The sequence below is a fragment of the Streptococcus saliviloxodontae genome (assembly GCF_016908655.1).
In the GTDB taxonomy this organism is placed as follows: Bacteria; Bacillota; Bacilli; order Lactobacillales; family Streptococcaceae; genus Streptococcus; species Streptococcus saliviloxodontae.
The window spans coordinates 22,968-39,248 of the sequence record NZ_JAFBEI010000002.1; the positions used below are offsets into that span (position 1 = coordinate 22,968).

Annotated in this window: 19 protein-coding genes; 17 read left to right on the forward strand and 2 right to left on the reverse strand. The window is 40.0% G+C overall.

Annotation, left to right across the window (positions count from 1 at the left end):
- Positions 1 to 5 precede the first annotated feature (5 nt).
- The 10 genes from ureE to rpsR all read left to right on the forward strand — a co-directional run bounded on the left by ureE (position 6) and on the right by rpsR (position 7,023).
- Complete coding sequence (gene ureE / locus JOC31_RS00580) at positions 6 to 458, forward strand: urease accessory protein UreE (protein WP_205016281.1); 453 nt, start codon at positions 6 to 8, stop codon at positions 456 to 458.
- Positions 448 to 1,161, forward strand: a complete 714-nt coding sequence (locus JOC31_RS00585) for an urease accessory protein UreF (protein WP_205016282.1) — start codon at positions 448 to 450, stop codon at positions 1,159 to 1,161. Before ureE ends, JOC31_RS00585 begins: the two co-directional genes overlap by 11 nt.
- Before the next feature lie 14 nt (positions 1,162 to 1,175).
- Positions 1,176 to 1,790 carry an urease accessory protein UreG gene (gene ureG, locus JOC31_RS00590; protein ID WP_205016283.1) on the forward strand — a complete coding sequence of 205 codons (615 nt, stop codon included), beginning with the start codon at positions 1,176 to 1,178 and terminating at the stop codon, positions 1,788 to 1,790.
- Position 1,791: 1 nt separating this feature from the next.
- A complete protein-coding gene (locus tag JOC31_RS00595) occupies positions 1,792 to 2,637 on the forward strand; it encodes an urease accessory protein UreD (RefSeq protein WP_205016284.1) in 846 nt (281 codons plus the stop codon).
- Complete coding sequence (cbiM, locus tag JOC31_RS00600; RefSeq protein WP_205016285.1) at positions 2,637 to 3,626, forward strand: cobalt transporter CbiM; 990 nt, start codon at positions 2,637 to 2,639, stop codon at positions 3,624 to 3,626. Before JOC31_RS00595 ends, cbiM begins: the two co-directional genes overlap by 1 nt.
- A complete protein-coding gene (locus JOC31_RS00605; RefSeq protein ID WP_205016286.1) occupies positions 3,623 to 4,396 on the forward strand; it encodes an energy-coupling factor transporter transmembrane component T in 774 nt (257 codons plus the stop codon). The genes cbiM and JOC31_RS00605 overlap by 4 nt, the downstream gene beginning before the upstream one ends.
- Positions 4,397 to 4,405: 9 nt before the next feature.
- The gene (locus JOC31_RS00610; RefSeq protein ID WP_205016287.1) at positions 4,406 to 5,122 is read left to right on the forward strand and encodes an ATP-binding cassette domain-containing protein; all 717 of its coding nucleotides are present in this window, start codon (positions 4,406 to 4,408) and stop codon (positions 5,120 to 5,122) included.
- Positions 5,123 to 5,932: 810 nt separating this feature from the next.
- Positions 5,933 to 6,223 (forward strand): 30S ribosomal protein S6, encoded by a 291-nt coding sequence (gene rpsF, locus JOC31_RS00615; protein WP_205016288.1) that lies wholly within the window; start codon positions 5,933 to 5,935, stop codon positions 6,221 to 6,223.
- 11 nt (positions 6,224 to 6,234) lie between these two features.
- Positions 6,235 to 6,747 (forward strand): single-stranded DNA-binding protein, encoded by a 513-nt coding sequence (locus JOC31_RS00620; protein ID WP_205016289.1) that lies wholly within the window; start codon positions 6,235 to 6,237, stop codon positions 6,745 to 6,747.
- Positions 6,748 to 6,783: 36 nt separating this feature from the next.
- Positions 6,784 to 7,023, forward strand: a complete 240-nt coding sequence (rpsR, locus tag JOC31_RS00625) for a 30S ribosomal protein S18 (protein ID WP_000068664.1) — start codon at positions 6,784 to 6,786, stop codon at positions 7,021 to 7,023.
- 151 nt (positions 7,024 to 7,174) lie between these two features.
- Here rpsR and JOC31_RS00630 read toward each other — a convergent pair whose 3' ends face one another.
- Positions 7,175 to 7,834 carry a DUF1129 family protein gene (locus JOC31_RS00630; protein ID WP_205016290.1) on the reverse strand — a complete coding sequence of 220 codons (660 nt, stop codon included), beginning with the start codon at positions 7,832 to 7,834 and terminating at the stop codon, positions 7,175 to 7,177.
- Positions 7,835 to 7,905: 71 nt separating this feature from the next.
- On the reverse strand, positions 7,906 to 8,850 hold the full coding sequence (locus JOC31_RS00635) for a magnesium transporter CorA family protein (RefSeq protein ID WP_205016291.1): 945 nt from the start codon (positions 8,848 to 8,850) through the stop codon (positions 7,906 to 7,908).
- 871 nt (positions 8,851 to 9,721) lie between these two features.
- Here JOC31_RS00635 and uvrA point away from each other — a divergent pair.
- The 7 genes from uvrA to nusB all read left to right on the forward strand — a co-directional run bounded on the left by uvrA (position 9,722) and on the right by nusB (position 16,058).
- Complete coding sequence (gene uvrA, locus JOC31_RS00640; protein WP_205016339.1) at positions 9,722 to 12,547, forward strand: excinuclease ABC subunit UvrA; 2,826 nt, start codon at positions 9,722 to 9,724, stop codon at positions 12,545 to 12,547.
- A 126-nt stretch (positions 12,548 to 12,673) separates the two neighbouring features.
- On the forward strand, positions 12,674 to 13,741 hold the full coding sequence (locus JOC31_RS00645) for a M24 family metallopeptidase (protein WP_205016340.1): 1,068 nt from the start codon (positions 12,674 to 12,676) through the stop codon (positions 13,739 to 13,741).
- 9 nt (positions 13,742 to 13,750) lie between these two features.
- Positions 13,751 to 14,212 carry a deoxycytidylate deaminase gene (locus tag JOC31_RS00650; protein WP_205016292.1) on the forward strand — a complete coding sequence of 154 codons (462 nt, stop codon included), beginning with the start codon at positions 13,751 to 13,753 and terminating at the stop codon, positions 14,210 to 14,212.
- 63 nt (positions 14,213 to 14,275) lie between these two features.
- Positions 14,276 to 14,494 carry a hypothetical protein gene (locus tag JOC31_RS00655; protein ID WP_205016293.1) on the forward strand — a complete coding sequence of 73 codons (219 nt, stop codon included), beginning with the start codon at positions 14,276 to 14,278 and terminating at the stop codon, positions 14,492 to 14,494.
- 110 nt (positions 14,495 to 14,604) lie between these two features.
- Complete coding sequence (gene efp / locus JOC31_RS00660) at positions 14,605 to 15,165, forward strand: elongation factor P (protein WP_205016294.1); 561 nt, start codon at positions 14,605 to 14,607, stop codon at positions 15,163 to 15,165.
- Between the two features lie 67 nt (positions 15,166 to 15,232).
- Complete coding sequence (locus JOC31_RS00665; RefSeq protein WP_205016295.1) at positions 15,233 to 15,622, forward strand: Asp23/Gls24 family envelope stress response protein; 390 nt, start codon at positions 15,233 to 15,235, stop codon at positions 15,620 to 15,622.
- Positions 15,615 to 16,058: a transcription antitermination factor NusB gene (gene nusB, locus JOC31_RS00670; protein WP_205016296.1), complete on the forward strand. Its 444-nt coding sequence runs from the start codon at positions 15,615 to 15,617 to the stop codon at positions 16,056 to 16,058. The genes JOC31_RS00665 and nusB overlap by 8 nt, the downstream gene beginning before the upstream one ends.
- Positions 16,059 to 16,281 lie beyond the last annotated feature (223 nt).

The window sequence follows — 16,281 nt, forward strand, 5'->3', positions numbered from 1 at the left end:
AATTTATGATTTTTACAAAAATTGATGCTCAAGTCAAAGACCTAGATGTCGACAAGTATCATATCGAAACAGTAACACTTTCAAGCGATGACTTGAATAAAAAAATTATCCGTGTGACCAGCGATCACGGCAATGACTTTGGCATTCGTCTGGAAAAAGGTCAACGTTTGGAAAACGGTTCAGCTTTTTTCATTGATGATCATCATGTTTTGGCCATTGGTGTGGAATCACAAGACTTGATTGTTATTTCGCCTAAAGATATGGATGAGATGGGAACAACGGCTCATATTTTGGGAAACACCCACAAGCCAGTCGTGGTCAAAGATGCCAAAATCTACCTTGAAGTTGACCCAGTTGTAGAGCAAGTGCTGACTCAAAAAGACATTGCCTACACTATCGAAGAAATTGTCTTGGATAAGCCTTTGAGACATGTGAATTTAACTGCCCATGAACATTAATGGTTTAGCAAGTATTCCGACCACGGATTTTTTAGAAGTTATTCAAATCTGTGATTCAACCTTCCCTATCGGAACCTTCAATCACTCCTTTGGTATGGAAAACTATCTTCGTGAGGACACCATTACTAACGCCAAAGAATTTGAAATTTGGCAGGATACTTTTTTGAAAACTCAGTATAAATATGGTGAAGCCTTTGTAATTTGTCTGGTTTACAAATCCTTGGAAGCGGGAGAATTGGATAAAGTTTGGGAATACGACCAGATTTTAACCATGTCATCACAGGCAAGTGAGACCCGAAACGGTACCAAGATGATTGCCAAGCAGATGCTTAATCTCATTCAAAAACTGTGTCCACTTGACCATTTAGCGACCTATCAAAAGAGAATTCGAGCTGGTCAGAGTTTTGGAAATCCAGGTATCGTCTTTGCTCTTTATGCTTACCATAAGCGTCTCTCAGCTCAAGAAGCAATGATGCTTTACGGTTACAGCATTATTTCAACTATGGTTCAAAATGCGGTACGTGCCATTCCTTTGGGGCAAATCGCAGGGCAAGAAATTGTCAAAAATACTTTTCCAATTTTGGAAGAGATTTATCAGGATATTAAAGACCGAGATGAGCTTCTCCTAGGAGCCAATACACCTGGTATTGAACTGTCTCAGGTCAAACATGAAACGCAAATTTTTCGACTTTTCATGTCGTAAGAAAGAAGGAAAACATGACAAAACGTACAGTAATTATTGGTGTTGGTGGACCAGTTGGTTCAGGGAAAACCTTGTTGGTTGAGCGTTTGACACGTCAAATGTCAGATTTGAACTTGGCAGTTATCACCAACGATATCTACACTAAAGAAGATGCCCTTTTCTTGGCAAAAAATTCAAACCTCAGCGAAGACCGTATCATCGGTGTTGAAACAGGTGGCTGCCCTCACACTGCCATCCGTGAAGATGCTTCTATGAACTTTGAAGCTATTGAAACATTGCAAGAGCGTTTCAATCATGATTTGGATTTGATTTTCCTTGAAAGTGGAGGAGACAACCTTGCAGCGACTTTCAGTCCAGACTTGGTTGATTTTACCATCTACATCATTGACGTTGCTCAAGGTGAGAAAATCCCTCGTAAGGCTGGTCAAGGGATGATTAAGAGTGACTTGTTCTTAATTAACAAAACAGACCTAGCACCTTATGTTGGGGCAGATCTCAACCGTATGCGTGAAGATACCCTTCATTTCCGTAATGAAGATTCATTCATCTTTACTAACCTCAATAATGAAGACAATGTTAAGGAAGTAGAAGCATGGATTCGTAAAAACTTCTTGCTAGAGGATTTGTAAGATGTCAGAACACTACGATGGACTCATGCAATTAGGTTTCTCTGAGCGTAATGGCAGGGTCATCACTAGGAAAAAATATTACGAGGGTAATTCTCGTATCTCTGCAGACACTTCTCAACAGCAAGCTGAGATGCCTTACTATTTTTTGATTAGTACAGGTGGTGGTTTTTTAGAGGGTGAGAACTATCATGTTGATATCGATTTGACCAAGGGAGCTAAGGCTTTGGTGACGACTCAGGCACCGACCTATGTCTTTAAGTGTGATAAGCATGGTCACCTAACCAAACAAAAAACACTAGCTCACTTAGAAGAAGATACCTACTTGGAATATCTAGCTGATGAGGTTATTCCTTATGGGAAGTCACGTTATCTCCAGCACAATATTTTTGAGCTGGATCAATCAAGCGAACTCATCTACTCAGACGGTGTCACAGCTGGTTGGTCAGAAGATGATAAACCTTTCCAGTACACTTATTTTCATTCTTTGACGCAAATCTATCGTGACGGGCAATTAGTCTTTCATGATAATATGCTCCTAGAGCCTGAGTTTGAAGATATGTTTGCCTTGGGTTATTTTGAAGGAAAGACTAATTATAATAATTTGGTCATTATCTCACAGGCAATCGATGCCGATTTTATCAAGGATTTGAGAGCTTTCTTGGATGAATTTGACTTTGTATCTGATTTTGGTATTTCTGAACTCGCTTGTCCAGGTTTAGCTGTAAAGATTTTAGGACCAACAGCAGGGGATAACCGTGAGGTTATTATGGAATGTACCAATTATTTCCGAGAAAAAGTAAAAGGACTTCCTGCTTTACGCTTACGAAAAAATGATAGGAGAGGTTAATGCATATTCCAGAAAATTATCTGAGTCCAACGACATGTGCCCTTATGGGGGCCGTTATGTTACCTATCTGGTACACGGCGGTTAAAAAAGTTGAAATCAAGGTTAAAGAAGATAAAGAAACAGTACCTATGCTAGGGATTGCTACCTCACTTTCTTTTTTGATTATGATGTTTAATTTACCAGCTCCAGGTGGAACAACAGCTCATGCAGTGGGAGCAAGTCTAATCGCCCTGTTACTGGGGCCGTGGGCAGCGACCCTATCGGTTAGTATTGCTTTAGCGATGCAAGCCTTCTTATTTGGAGATGGTGGTATTTTAGCTCTAGGAGCGAACTGTTTTGTGATGGCTGTTGTAATGCCTTTTTCAGGTTATGGTATTTTTAAACTGGTTCGAGGTAAGGACAATAAAAGAGAAGGTCTAGCAAGCTTTTTTGCAGGTTATGTTAGTATCAATCTATCAGCCTTTTTAGTGGCGCTTCTATTAGGTTTACAACCACTACTATTTAAAGATTCTTCAGGAAATCCACTCTATAATCCCTATCCTTTGAGCGTGACAGTGTCCGTTATGGGAATAACCCATCTCTTGATTGGGTTTGTAGAAGGTTTCTTCACAGTAGGTGTTTACCAATTTGTTAAACGTCAGAACCAAAAAACAGCAGTAGATCAAGAAAAAAATCAGTGGGGTAGATACAAATCTTTGCTAGTTTTGATAGCTTGTATGATTGTTTTTGCACCATTAGGGTTACTAGCTTCAGGTACAGCATTTGCCGAGTGGGATATAGCTGGTTTGGTTGATAACTTATCAAAATACCATGTTGTTGCTACAGCACCTCAAGGAATGGTTAATGGCTTTAATTTTACTAGTTTGATGGCAGATTACAGCATTAAGGGTCTACCTGAGCCAGTAGCTTATATTTTAAGTGCTTTGACAGCTATTCTTATCTTTTTCATTTTGTACCGTCTCCTATTTGGTAGAAGGGTAGCAAAATGATTTTACCGGATTGGTTATCAGAAGAAAATGATTTCCTTGTTAAAAAAGGAAAAGACCATTTTCTCATTCGCAATCGCCGTGTCTTATCTCTAGTAACAGTCAAAGTTAGAGACAAGGCAGCCATCCCTTTAAAATCACACTTCCATCCTTTAGTATGGTTGTTGTGTCTCTTTTTCTTGTTGGTTGGCGTTAGTTTATCGCATCACTTACTCTATTTTTGGTTATTAGCATTGGTCTTGTTTGGGCTTATTGCAACTTTGCCTGATGATAGTTTAAGAGCTGTCTTGAAAAAGTGGCTGCTTGTTTTAGTCTTTCCTATTGTGCTATACCTGCCCTCACTTTTTTGGCAAGGAGTTAACTTTTTATTTTTAATTCGATTGTTGACTATTGCTTTACTCATTACCTTCTATTCTGAATTGACAAGAATGTCTGATTTGTTGTTGGCTTTAAAAAGTTTACATTTTCCAGATATGATACTATTGCAGATTGACATCACTGCCAAGTATATTTACGTTTTTGGAAATATGTTGGGTGATATTCTAAAAGGTATCGAGGCGAGAGCTGTTGGCCAACATCTTAATTTTCAAATAGGGAGTAACATTTGGGGAATTCTTTACTTAAAGGCAGTTCAATATGGTAAAGACTTGCAAAAAGCCATGGAAGCAAGAGGGTTCACAGGAGCTTACTATGATAAGGGACCTACCTTTATCTGGAAAGATTACCTATGCCTACTTGTAGTTATTCTTTTTGTTGTTGGTATGCTAGTATAGGAGGAAAAAGTGTTTCAGATAAAAAATGTAACTTGTTCGTATGACGATCAACTGGTTTTTGAAAATATCTCTGTCGATATTGAGGCAGGTCAGTACTTGATTCTAATGGGGGAAAACGGCCAAGGAAAATCAACATTTATCGATTTGATTACGGGATTTAAAAAAGCTGATCAAGGGACCGTTTTTTTCAATGATCAGCCTCTAGATCAGCTACTATCCCAAAATCAAAGCAAGCACCGCTTCTATGCAAAGCTAGGAATTTTATTTCAAGATGTTGATATGCAACTCTTTAACCAAACAGTATATGACGAAGTTGCTTTTGGTTTACGTCAAATGGGACAAGATGAAGCAACGATTGAAAGCAAAGTAAGAGATGTTCTAGGATTGCTCAATATTGAAAAATTAGAGAGACGTATCCCTTATCAGCTTTCAGGTGGTGAGAAGAAAAAGGTCGCTTTGGCAAGTATTATCGCCATGAATCCAGATGCCTACATTCTAGATGAACCTTTTAATAATTTGGCTAAAGAAGCTGATGAGCTTTTTAAAGAGCTCCTTTATAGCTTGCATAGCTTAGGTAAAACGATTGTAATGTCCTCTCATCATTTTAAGCATGTTCACCATGAGAAGGCAGATATTCTCTTGTTTACGGACAAAGGGGTCGACTATTACTCCGCGCAAGAAGTGAATAGCGACGCCAACCTAAGAGAAATCCTGTCACATTACTAAAATAATAGTGACAATCATAAAACGGACATTCTAACCGACTCTTTATAGGGTGATGTTAGAATGTTTTTTTATTTTTTTGTCAAAAACACTTGATTTTTGTAAGCGATTACAATATAATAAAGATAGAAAGAAGGCATAGAGGAATTGACTTATAGGAGGAAATCTTATGATGAAACAAAATGTCGCAAGGTATAAAAATGGAGACTAGATCTCTTTATAGACGGTAGGCAAAACCACTTTACAAGAAAGAATTACAAGAAAGAATTACAAGAAAGAATTACAAGAAAGAATTGCAAGAAGGATTAGGAAGTGAGTCCAATGCAAATTAGTAAATTTTCATAGCATAGTAGAAGTTCAAAAAAACTTGTTACAAAGTGATGGAGGGACTGCTTATGTTGTTGTTTGATGTGAGCCGTTATAAAAACGGTGATAAAGTAAGTGTTATTTAAGTTATCTAAAGGGGTGAGACCACCAAAAAACAATAATCTATGATAATAGTTATTAGATAGTGAGGGTTATAATGATGAATGTTTCTCGCTATAAAAATGGAGATATGAAGGCTTAAATTCCTTATGACTGTCAAGAAAGGATGATGTCTGTGACAGAAGATTATCAGCAAAAAATTCCGATTCCATCTCTAAGAATCGGAATTTTTTGCTCTTTAGAGAACGAATAAATCTTGAAAGGATATAAAAGAGACTTTTTACTTGCAATATCACTAAAAAACTGATAGAATAATGTCTTGTGAGAATACCTCACTTACTCATGACAAAGAGCATGAGTCATTAGACCAAAAGGAGGAAAATATCAATGGCTAAATACGAAATTCTTTATATCATTCGTCCAAACATTGAAGAAGAAGCAAAAAACGCTTTGGTAGCACGTTTCGACTCTATCTTAACTGACAACGGTGCAACTGTTGTTGAATCAAAAGACTGGGAAAAACGTCGTCTTGCATACGAAATCAAAGATTTCCGTGAAGGACTTTACCACATCGTTAACGTTGAAGCAAACGACGATGCAGCTCTTAACGAGTTTGACCGTCTTTCAAAAATCAACGGTGACATTCTTCGTCACATGATCGTTAAAGTAGACGCTTAAGAAGGTAGTTTATGATTAATAATGTAGTACTTGTTGGTCGTATGACCCGCGATGCAGAACTTCGTTACACACCATCTAATCAAGCAGTTGCGACTTTTAGCTTAGCTGTAAATCGTAACTTCAAGAACCAAGCTGGTGAGCGTGAGGCTGATTTCATCAACTGTGTTATCTGGCGTCAGCAAGCTGAAAATTTGGCTAACTGGGCTAAAAAAGGTGCATTGATTGGTATTACAGGTCGTATTCAGACTCGTAATTATGAAAATCAACAAGGTCAACGTGTTTATGTGACAGAAGTCATTGCAGACAATTTCCAAATTTTGGAAAGTCGTGCTACACGTGAAGGTGGCTCAGCTGGTTCATATAGTTCTGGTGGATTCGATAATTCATTTGGCGGTGCTCCATCTGGTGGTGGTTTCTCATCACAACCTTCACAAGCAAGTCAAACACCTAACTTTTCTAGAGATGATAGTCCGTTTGGTAATTCAAGTCCAATGGATATCTCAGATGACGATCTTCCATTCTAGGAATGAACGAATTAAATATATAAAGGAGAACTAAACATGGCTCAACAACGTCGTGGCGGATTCAAACGCCGTAAAAAAGTTGATTACATCGCAGCTAACAAAATTGAATATGTTGATTACAAAGATACTGAGCTTCTTAGCCGTTTCGTCTCAGAACGTGGTAAAATCTTGCCACGTCGCGTGACAGGAACTTCAGCTAAAAACCAACGTAAAGTAACAACAGCTATCAAACGTGCTCGTGTTATGGCTCTTATGCCATTCGTAAACGAAGACTAATTCGTAGACGATTTACGTTAAAAAAACAACCTTCATCGAAGGTTGTTTTTTTATTCTCATGGCTTCCGGTCTTGTGGTACGAGGAAAGAGGATGGATTGTTAAAATGAATCTATAAAAAACTATGGGGTTATTTTTCCCATAGTTTTGATATTATTTGGTATTTTGTTGAGGTGACCAAGCACTTTCGATATTGTATTTTTTTCTGAAGAAATACTGTCCAACAAGAACAATAGCGCCTAAAAGGATGCTGATGATATTTGATAGGATGATGTTGATTGATGATGGGATGAGGGTTGTTAAAGCAAATAATAACATCCAAACAATCAACATCACAAACATGATGGCAATAGTTTTTAAAAAACCGACACGTTTTTCAGTATATTGGAAACGGTAGATATAGTGGTAACTACCGTACATCACTGCACCGCCTCCGAATCCTAAGGCGATGAGTGTAAAGATACCATAGAGTGGGTAGGTTGGGCTAATGAGACTTAGAACACCAGTAACGAGGGCGAAGAGACCAAACAACCAAAGTGAAGTATTTAACCACATACGCCAAGGTGTCGTATCTTTTTCTTGGGTAGCTTGTTTCTTATCTTCAGGTTTTTCAGTAAAGGCTGCAGCCCACACAGTAGGTGCACCAAGAGCTGTACGAGCTGGAATCCCCTTAGATTGGTTTTCGAGGATAGATGGTAAGGCATTTTCGAGAATATCTTTGATTTCTTGATCTGTTTTACCATCTTTGATCAATTGATGAGTAGCAATATTGATAAATTCTTGATTTTTTTTGGTAAGATTTTGTAAATCCATTTTTAACTCCTAGTTGTGATAGTTTGTGTTAAAGGTCAAGTTTGTTGTTCACTGACTTCAGAGGTGTTAGGTTAGAACCAGCGTTTTCTGAAGAAATAGATGACAACACAAGATGACCCCAGCGCAGCGATTAGGACAATAATCCAAAAAGCATTAGGAATACCATTGAAAGGCATAGTGTTGTCCTTAAAGTTCATTCCGTAAGCAGAGAAAACAACTGTTGGGATATCTAAGGCCATGGTCATAAGAGCCAGGGTCTTCATAATTGTATTCTGATTGTTGGAAATGATGGATGCAGACGTTTCTGTCATGACATTCAAGACGTTTTCGTAAATACTTGCCATTTCGATGGCCTGCTGGGTTTCGATAATGGTATCTTCAAGTAAGTCTTCATCTTCAACGTATTTTTTGAGACTTGATGTGCTTGAAGAGAGCTTTTTGACAATTCGTTCATTTATTTTGAGAGAAGCCTTTAGATAAATGATCGACTTCTCCAACTCCATCATATCGATTAATTGTTCATTTCGTGTTGCATCTTCAAGTTGCGCCTCAATCTTATCGCTTTGTCGGTCGATAGAGCGTAGGGCTGTTAGGAAGAGCTCTGCATTACGATAGAGGAGTTGAAAAACAAAGCGTGTTTTCATAAAGGTATAAAAACTACGAATGCGACGATTGAAAAAATTATCGAAGAGACTGAGTTCTTGGAGGCAGGTTGTGATCACAACGTTTTCTGCGACAATGATACCTAGAGGGATGGTGACATAGTAACTCTTGTTGTTACGTTCCTCATAGGTAGGTACGTCAACGATAATAAGTGTGTAATCATCTTCGACAGTGACACGTGACATTTCTTCCAAGTCCAAAGGGGCACGTAAATCGGTAATGTCGATATTGAATCGTTCAGCAACTTTAACAGATTCTTCCTGGGAAGGGTTTACCAGATTGATCCAAGCGCCAGGCTCGAATGTTTCAATATCTTTGAAATCTGTTGCTGTTGATAGAAACATCTGTTTCATAGGAAAACCCTCCTTGCTTTGTTATAAATGGGAACCTCTTTAAAGACCATCGTTACCGGATGCTTCAAAAAGATACATACTTATTTATTATACTATAATTGTCAAGTTTTGTGGACGATAAAGAAGACAAAATTTGTTATAATAAAGATTGCTATGAGAACTATTTTTTATCAGAAATAGTCGTGCGTAGACTGGATTGAACATATCCAAATCAGTTTGGTATGGTTTGAGTTAGAAAGAGCCTAAAATTATAGTAGGCTCTGTTAGACCCGCCTTCTTTTATAACTATAGAATCTTTAGATGACTCTGATGAGCTACATTTATCTCATTGAAAATTTTGGCTCAACGGTTTATTGTGAAGGGGTGGAATAGCTCTTAGAAATTCAACATTTAGATAGATTCCCTTGTGTGTGAGCACTCTGCGGTGATGTCTTAAAAATGAATTGTTTTTGACGGGCTTTGTATCGTTTAGAAGGCGGGATACGAATTTTGTTAAAAAGAGACGTAGCTGTTGCAGTTTTTACTGCTTACAGATACGGCTACCTTTAGGTATAAATCTTCCTAGATGCTAAAGCATCTTAGTCAGATTTCCTATTTTTCTACGAAAATTTCCAGCTTGCTGGAAAGTCCTTTGTATCATAGAAAGGATTAGAACACGCCCTAAAAACTCGGAATTTAGATAAATCGCCTTGTGTATAATCACACTGCGCCTATTTCCTAAAATTCAGTCGTTTTTGACGGGCTTTGTATCATAGAAAGGATTAGAACACAGCCGAAACGCTGTGTGAAAAAGATAACTCTTCCTAGACGCAAGCGTCTTAGTCAGATTTCCTATTTTCACTTTGCGTTTAACGGCTTTTGTATCATCATTATGCAAGATAAGTTAGTTATTCGTGGGGCGCGTGCCCACAATTTGAAAAATATTGATGTGGAGATTCCTAGGGACAAGTTGGTCGTGGTGACTGGTTTGTCTGGTTCTGGGAAGTCTTCTTTGGCTTTTGATACCATTTATGCTGAGGGGCAACGCCGTTATGTGGAGAGTTTGTCTGCTTATGCCCGTCAGTTTTTGGGCAATATGGAAAAGCCTGATGTGGATTCGATTGACGGTCTTAGCCCTGCTATTTCTATCGACCAAAAAACGACTAGCAAAAATCCTCGCTCGACGGTTGGAACGGCGACGGAAATCAATGATTACTTGCGTCTGCTTTACGCGCGTGTGGGTGTGCCTTACTGTATCAATGGGCATGGAGCGATTGCAGCGTCATCGGTTGAGCAGATTGTCGATGAGGTTTTGGAATTGCCAGAGCGGACGCGTATGCAGATTTTGGCACCTGTCATTCGTCGTAAGAAAGGGCAGCACAAGGGCATTTTTGAAAAGGTTCAAAAGGACGGTTACGTCCGTGTCCGTGTGGACGGCGAAATCTACGATGTGACGGAAGTGCCTGAGCTGTCCAAGAGTAAGATGCATAACATCGAGGTGGTGGTTGACCGTCTGGTCAATAAAGACGGCATTCGGTCACGTCTCTTTGATTCTGTTGAGGCAGCGCTGCGGTTGGCGGACGGCTATCTCATCATTGACACCATGGATGGCAATGAGTTGCTTTATTCGGAGCATTACTCTTGTCCTGTTTGTGGCTTTACGGTGCCTGAGCTTGAGCCTCGTCTCTTTTCGTTCAATGCACCTTTTGGTTCTTGTGCAACCTGCGATGGTTTGGGAATGAAGCTTGAGGTTGACTTGGACTTGGTCATTCCTGACCAAAGTAAGACCTTGGCAGAAGGGGCGATTGCGCCTTGGAATCCAATCTCATCTAATTATTACCCGCAGATGCTGGAGCAGGCCATGACTCAGTTTGGGGTGCCGATGGACAAGCCTTGGCAGGACTTGACGGCAGAGGAGCAGGATCTGGTGCTGAATGGTTCTGGGGATAGGGAGTTCCATTTCCATTATGAAAATGATTTTGGTGGTGTGCGTGATATTGACATCGTTTTTGAAGGGATTGTGTCCAATATCAATCGTCGCTATCACGAGACCAATAGTGACTACACGCGTAATGTCATGCGTGAGTACATGAATGAGCTGACCTGTGCAACTTGTCACGGCTACCGCCTCAATGATGCTGCGCTGTCAGTCCGTGTCGGAGGAGAAGAGGGTCTTCATATCGGTCAGATATCAGACCTGTCTATCGAGGATCATTTTGAGCTGGTATCGGAGTTGACACTGGGGCAAAATGACGAAGTGATCGCGCGTCCTATTCTCAAAGAAATCATTGACCGCCTGACTTTCTTGAACAACGTGGGCTTGAATTATTTGACCCTGTCTCGTACGGCTGGGACGCTTTCTGGTGGAGAGAGTCAGCGGATTCGCTTGGCAACGCAGATTGGGTCAAACTTGAGCGGTGTTCTCTACGTCCTCGATGAGCCGTCTATCGGACTGCACCAGCGTGACAATGACCGCTTGATTTCCAGCCTCAAGAAGATGCGTGATTTGGGCAATACCTTGATTGTGGTGGAGCATGACGAGGATACCATGCGTGAGGCAGACTGGCTGATTGATGTGGGCCCTGGTGCAGGTGCCTTCGGTGGACAGATTATGGCATCAGGGACACCTGAAGAGGTTGCGGCAAATCCCAACTCTATTACAGGGCAGTACCTATCTGGTCAAAAAGCCATCGCTGTTCCGAAGGAGAGACGTTCAGGTAACGGGCGTTTTATTGAGGTAAAAGGAGCAACGGAGAATAACCTCAAAAATGTCTCTGCTAAGTTCCCGTTGGGCAAATTTGTCGCGGTGACAGGTGTGTCTGGATCTGGAAAATCAACCTTGGTCAACGCTATTTTGAAAAAGGCTATTGCGCAAAAGCTCAACCGCAATTCTGACAAGCCAGGTAAGCATAAGTCTGTTGAGGGCATTGAGCATATCGAGCGTTTGATAGATATTGACCAAAGTCCTATTGGACGCACGCCACGCTCTAACCCAGCGACTTACACGGGTGTTTTTGATGACATTCGTGACCTCTTTGCTCAGACGAATGAAGCTAAAATCCGTGGCTACAAGAAAGGGCGTTTCTCTTTCAATGTCAAAGGTGGACGTTGTGAAGCCTGCTCAGGGGATGGGATTATCAAGATCGAGATGCACTTCTTGCCTGATGTCTATGTGCCGTGTGAAGTTTGTCATGGAACACGTTATAATTCGGAGACCTTGGAAGTTCGCTACAAGGATAAGACAATCGCTGATATCTTAGATATGACTGTGGATGACGCGGTAGAATTCTTCGCAGCTATTCCTAAGATCGCTCGTAAGGTGCAGACGATTAAGGATGTGGGACTTGGTTATGTGACCCTTGGTCAGCCAGCCACAACCCTCTCTGGTGGGGAGGCTCAGCGGATGAAATTGGCGTCTGAACTGCACAAACGTTCAACAGGCAAGTCTTTTTATATCTTGGATGAGCCAACAACAGGTCTGCACACGGACGATATTTCTCGCTTGATTACCGTGCTTAATCGCTTTGTTGACGAGGGCAATACTGTTCTTGTCGTCGAACATAATCTGGATGTTATCAAGACAGCTGATCACATCATCGACCTTGGACCAGAAGGTGGTGTTGGTGGTGGTACCATCGTTGCGACAGGAACACCAGAAGAAATTGCTCAGGTTGAAGCTAGCTACACCGGACAGTATTTGAAAGAAAAATTGAACTAATTTTAGAGAGTGGGATACTAATTCATTTTTGTCCTACTCTCTTTTGTATATTTTCTTTTAAAACTCTGTTAATCATGCTAAACTTATAGGTAAGAATAAGGAGGGCTTAGGGATATGACAAATCATATTGAGGAACGTTTGAAACGTGTGGAAGATAAGTTGGTTGAGACAGGTCTTGATGGCTTTATCGTGTCTGGTCAACGTAATGTCTATTATTTGACAGGTTTTTGGGGGACAGAGGCGACAGTCTTTATAGGGCGAAATCGTCGTCTCTTCTTGACGGATGCTCGCTATACTTTGATTGCTAAGCAGTCTATCACCGCTGATTTTGACATCATTGAAACAAGAGCAGCTTTGGAAGAGATTGCTAAGCTCCTAGGCGGTAGTGATATCAAAACAATTGGTTTTGATGAGCAAGTGACCTATGCTGACTATCAGCATTTATTACGTGTTTTTGCTGAGTATGATTTGAAAGCGCAGAGTCTCTTTCTTGAGGATCTCCGTATGATAAAGGATGCTTCTGAGATTGCTGCTATTCGCAAGGCTTGTCAGATTTCAGATAAGGCCTTTATCGATGTGCTTGACTTCATTAAGCCTGGTCAAACGACTGAAATGGCTGTTAATCATTTCTTGGATGCTCGTATGCGTCACTATGGTGCAGAGTGTGCTTCCTTTGAATTTATCGTGGCATCTGGGTATCGCTCTGCTATGCCTCACGGTGTGGCTAGTGACAAAGTTATCCAGTCAGGTGAGACCTTAACTTTGGATTTTGGTTGCTACTACGACCATTATGTCAGTGATATGACACGTACAGTTCATGTAGGTCACGTTACTGATGAAGAGCATCGGATTTATGAGACAGTCTTGGCTGCCAATCAAGCACTGATTGAGGCGGCTAAGGCAGGGGTAACCTATCGCCAGTTTGATCAGATTCCTCGTCAAGTCATTAAGGACGCTGGTTTTGGTGATTACTTTACACACGGTATTGGCCATGGTATTGGTCTTGATATCCATGAGTATCCTTACTTCGGAACGTCTGATGAGACCATTAAGCCAAATATGGTCTTGACAGATGAACCGGGAATTTACATTCCTGACAAGTACGGTGTACGTATTGAGGATGATCTTTTGATTACAGAGGATGGTTGTGAGGTCTTGACGCTAGCACCGAAAGAGTTAATTGTGATTAAGTAGGAGGCTTTCATGACGGATAGACTCTCTTGGCAGGACTATTTTATGGCAAATGCAGAGCTGATTTCCAAGCGTTCAACCTGTGATCGTGCTTTTGTTGGAGCTGTTTTGGTTAAAAACAACCGCATTATCGCCACAGGTTACAACGGAGGCGTTTCTGAAACAGATAACTGCAATGAGGCGGGGCATTATATGGAAGATGGGCATTGCATTAGAACTGTCCATGCCGAAATGAATGCTCTTATTCAGTGTGCTAAGGAAGGTATTTCAACCAATAACACTGAAATCTATGTGACTCATTTTCCTTGTATCAATTGCACCAAGGCCCTCTTACAGGCAGGAATTCGGAAAATCACCTATAAAGCAAATTACCGCCCACACCCGTTTGCTGTTGAACTCATGGAGTCAAAAGGGATAGCCTTTGTCCAGCATGATGTTCCAGAGGTAACACTTGGGATGGACCAACAGAAGTAAAAAGATGAAAATGACTTTATCGCCTATGTGAATAATCTTTACCTTGATTTTCAGGAAGCATGGATGTCAAAAGACTGGGATGGGAGAGACTTAGAGATACCGGTTATATTTGAAATGCATGAGCATATCTGTTCAAATACGACCGATGTTTTGGAAAGGATCACGATTGCACATTCTGTTATTCATCAATTTGATGCCGGAGATAAGTTTGACACCATTAGGATTTTCTTATCATCTTATTTGAGTAATGACGTTGTTGATAAAGCTGATTTTTATCGTTAATCTTAATGTACCTATTCAATATAAGTTCAAAGCTAATAAACTATTTGAGAAAGCAAGTGATTTGTGGTAGAATGGGTTGATAAATAATTTTTACAAAGAGGTATTACAACATGATTGAAGCAAGTAAGCTTAAAGCAGGTATGACTTTTGAAACTGCAGACGGAAAATTGATTAAAGTTTTGGAAGCAAGTCACCACAAACCAGGTAAAGGAAATACAATCATGCGTATGAAATTGCGTGATGTTCGTACTGGTTCAACATTCGATACAAGCTACCGTCCAGAGGAAAAATTTGAACAAGCTATTATCGAAACTGTACCAGCACAATACCTTTACAAAATGGATGATACAGCCTACTTCATGAATACTGAAACTTATGACCAATATGAGATTCCAGTTGCTAACGTTGAAAACGAATTGCTTTACATTCTTGAAAACTCAGATGTTAAAATTCAATTCTACGGAACAGAAGTTATCGGTGTTCAAGTTCCAACAACTGTTGAATTGACAGTTGCTGAAACACAGCCATCTATCAAAGGTGCTACTGTTACAGGTTCTGGTAAACCAGCAACGCTTGAAACAGGTCTTGTTGTTAACGTTCCTGACTTTATTGAAGCAGGTCAAAAATTGGTTATCAATACAGCTGAAGGTACTTACGTTTCACGTGCCTAAGCTAAAGTAGATGGAGGAGGGGACTCCTCTTCTATTTTCCTTTAAAAACGAGAGAAAGGATAATGCTATGACAACAGAAACAATTGGAGATATTGTCATTTCACCACGCGTTCTAGAAGTTATTACTGGCATTGCAGCGACAAAAGTTGAAGGTGTTCATTCGCTTCATAACAAAACAGTTGCAGATGGCCTTAGTAAGACATCTCTAGGAAAAGGTGTTTACCTTCAAACATCTGAAGATGGTACGGTTAATGCAGATATCTACGTCTATCTTCAATATGGTGTGAATGTACCAGCCGTTGCGATGGCAGTTCAACAAGCTGTTAAATCAGCAGTTTATGATATGGCTGAAGTTTCGATTTCAGAAGTGAATATTCATGTTGCAGGAATCGTGACAGACAAAACACCAAAACCTGACTTGGCAGCATTGTTTGATGAGGATTTCTTGGATGAGTAAGAGTTTTAAAGATTCAAGACGTGACTTGCGTGAACGTGCATTTCAAGCACTCTTCAGTCAAGAATTTGGTTTAGGATTCTTAGAGGCAGCGCAAGCGTCTTATGGACATGATAAAGAAGTTGATGAGGATGAGCTGCTTGAAGTACCAGTATTTCTTCTCACCTTAGTTAAGGGTGTTCAAGATCATCAAGAAGAGCTTGATCGTTTGATTTCAGAAAACTTAAAATCTGGTTGGACTTTAGAGCGTTTGACAGTCACAGATAAGACTTTGTTGCGTCTAGGACTTTATGAAATTAAGTTTTTTGATGAAACTCCAGATCGTGTAGCACTTAATGAAATCATTGAGATTGCTAAGAAATACTCAGATGAAACATCAGCTAAATTTGTTAATGGTCTTTTAAGTCAATTTGTCACAACAGAACTAGATAATAATTAATGTTCCTTCAAGTGATTATATAAAGATTAAGAATAGAGTCTTGATATTCAGGGCTCTATTCTTTTTACTTATTTTTTATCTGCTAAATGAATTCTTTTATTAGCCGTTTTTTCTGATATTAAGGAGAGAATGCTAATGAGACTACCTAAAAAGCCTTCCAGTTACATTTGGAAAGCTTTTTAGGTATGTAAGATACAAACTTACAAAAAGTGAATATCCTATA

What these genes read in the sequence shown, in the direction of transcription:
- cbiM (WP_205016285.1), top strand. Translation starts at nt 2,637, where the DNA reads ATGCATATTCCAGAAAATTATCTGAGTCCAACGACATGTGCCCTTATG.
- JOC31_RS00605 (WP_205016286.1), top strand. Translation starts at nt 3,623, where the DNA reads ATGATTTTACCGGATTGGTTATCAGAAGAAAATGATTTCCTTGTTAAA.
- JOC31_RS00650 (WP_205016292.1), top strand. Translation starts at nt 13,751, where the DNA reads ATGACGGATAGACTCTCTTGGCAGGACTATTTTATGGCAAATGCAGAG.
- JOC31_RS00630 (WP_205016290.1), bottom strand. Translation starts at nt 7,834, where the DNA reads ATGGATTTACAAAATCTTACCAAAAAAAATCAAGAATTTATCAATATT.
- JOC31_RS00665 (WP_205016295.1), top strand. Translation starts at nt 15,233, where the DNA reads ATGACAACAGAAACAATTGGAGATATTGTCATTTCACCACGCGTTCTA.
- rpsF (WP_205016288.1), top strand. Translation starts at nt 5,933, where the DNA reads ATGGCTAAATACGAAATTCTTTATATCATTCGTCCAAACATTGAAGAA.
- JOC31_RS00585 (WP_205016282.1), top strand. Translation starts at nt 448, where the DNA reads ATGAACATTAATGGTTTAGCAAGTATTCCGACCACGGATTTTTTAGAA.
- JOC31_RS00620 (WP_205016289.1), top strand. Translation starts at nt 6,235, where the DNA reads ATGATTAATAATGTAGTACTTGTTGGTCGTATGACCCGCGATGCAGAA.
- uvrA (WP_205016339.1), top strand. Translation starts at nt 9,722, where the DNA reads ATGCAAGATAAGTTAGTTATTCGTGGGGCGCGTGCCCACAATTTGAAA.
- JOC31_RS00595 (WP_205016284.1), top strand. Translation starts at nt 1,792, where the DNA reads ATGTCAGAACACTACGATGGACTCATGCAATTAGGTTTCTCTGAGCGT.
- ureG (WP_205016283.1), top strand. Translation starts at nt 1,176, where the DNA reads ATGACAAAACGTACAGTAATTATTGGTGTTGGTGGACCAGTTGGTTCA.
- JOC31_RS00655 (WP_205016293.1), top strand. Translation starts at nt 14,276, where the DNA reads ATGTCAAAAGACTGGGATGGGAGAGACTTAGAGATACCGGTTATATTT.
- rpsR (WP_000068664.1), top strand. Translation starts at nt 6,784, where the DNA reads ATGGCTCAACAACGTCGTGGCGGATTCAAACGCCGTAAAAAAGTTGAT.
- ureE (WP_205016281.1), top strand. Translation starts at nt 6, where the DNA reads ATGATTTTTACAAAAATTGATGCTCAAGTCAAAGACCTAGATGTCGAC.
- nusB (WP_205016296.1), top strand. Translation starts at nt 15,615, where the DNA reads ATGAGTAAGAGTTTTAAAGATTCAAGACGTGACTTGCGTGAACGTGCA.
- efp (WP_205016294.1), top strand. Translation starts at nt 14,605, where the DNA reads ATGATTGAAGCAAGTAAGCTTAAAGCAGGTATGACTTTTGAAACTGCA.
- JOC31_RS00635 (WP_205016291.1), bottom strand. Translation starts at nt 8,850, where the DNA reads ATGAAACAGATGTTTCTATCAACAGCAACAGATTTCAAAGATATTGAA.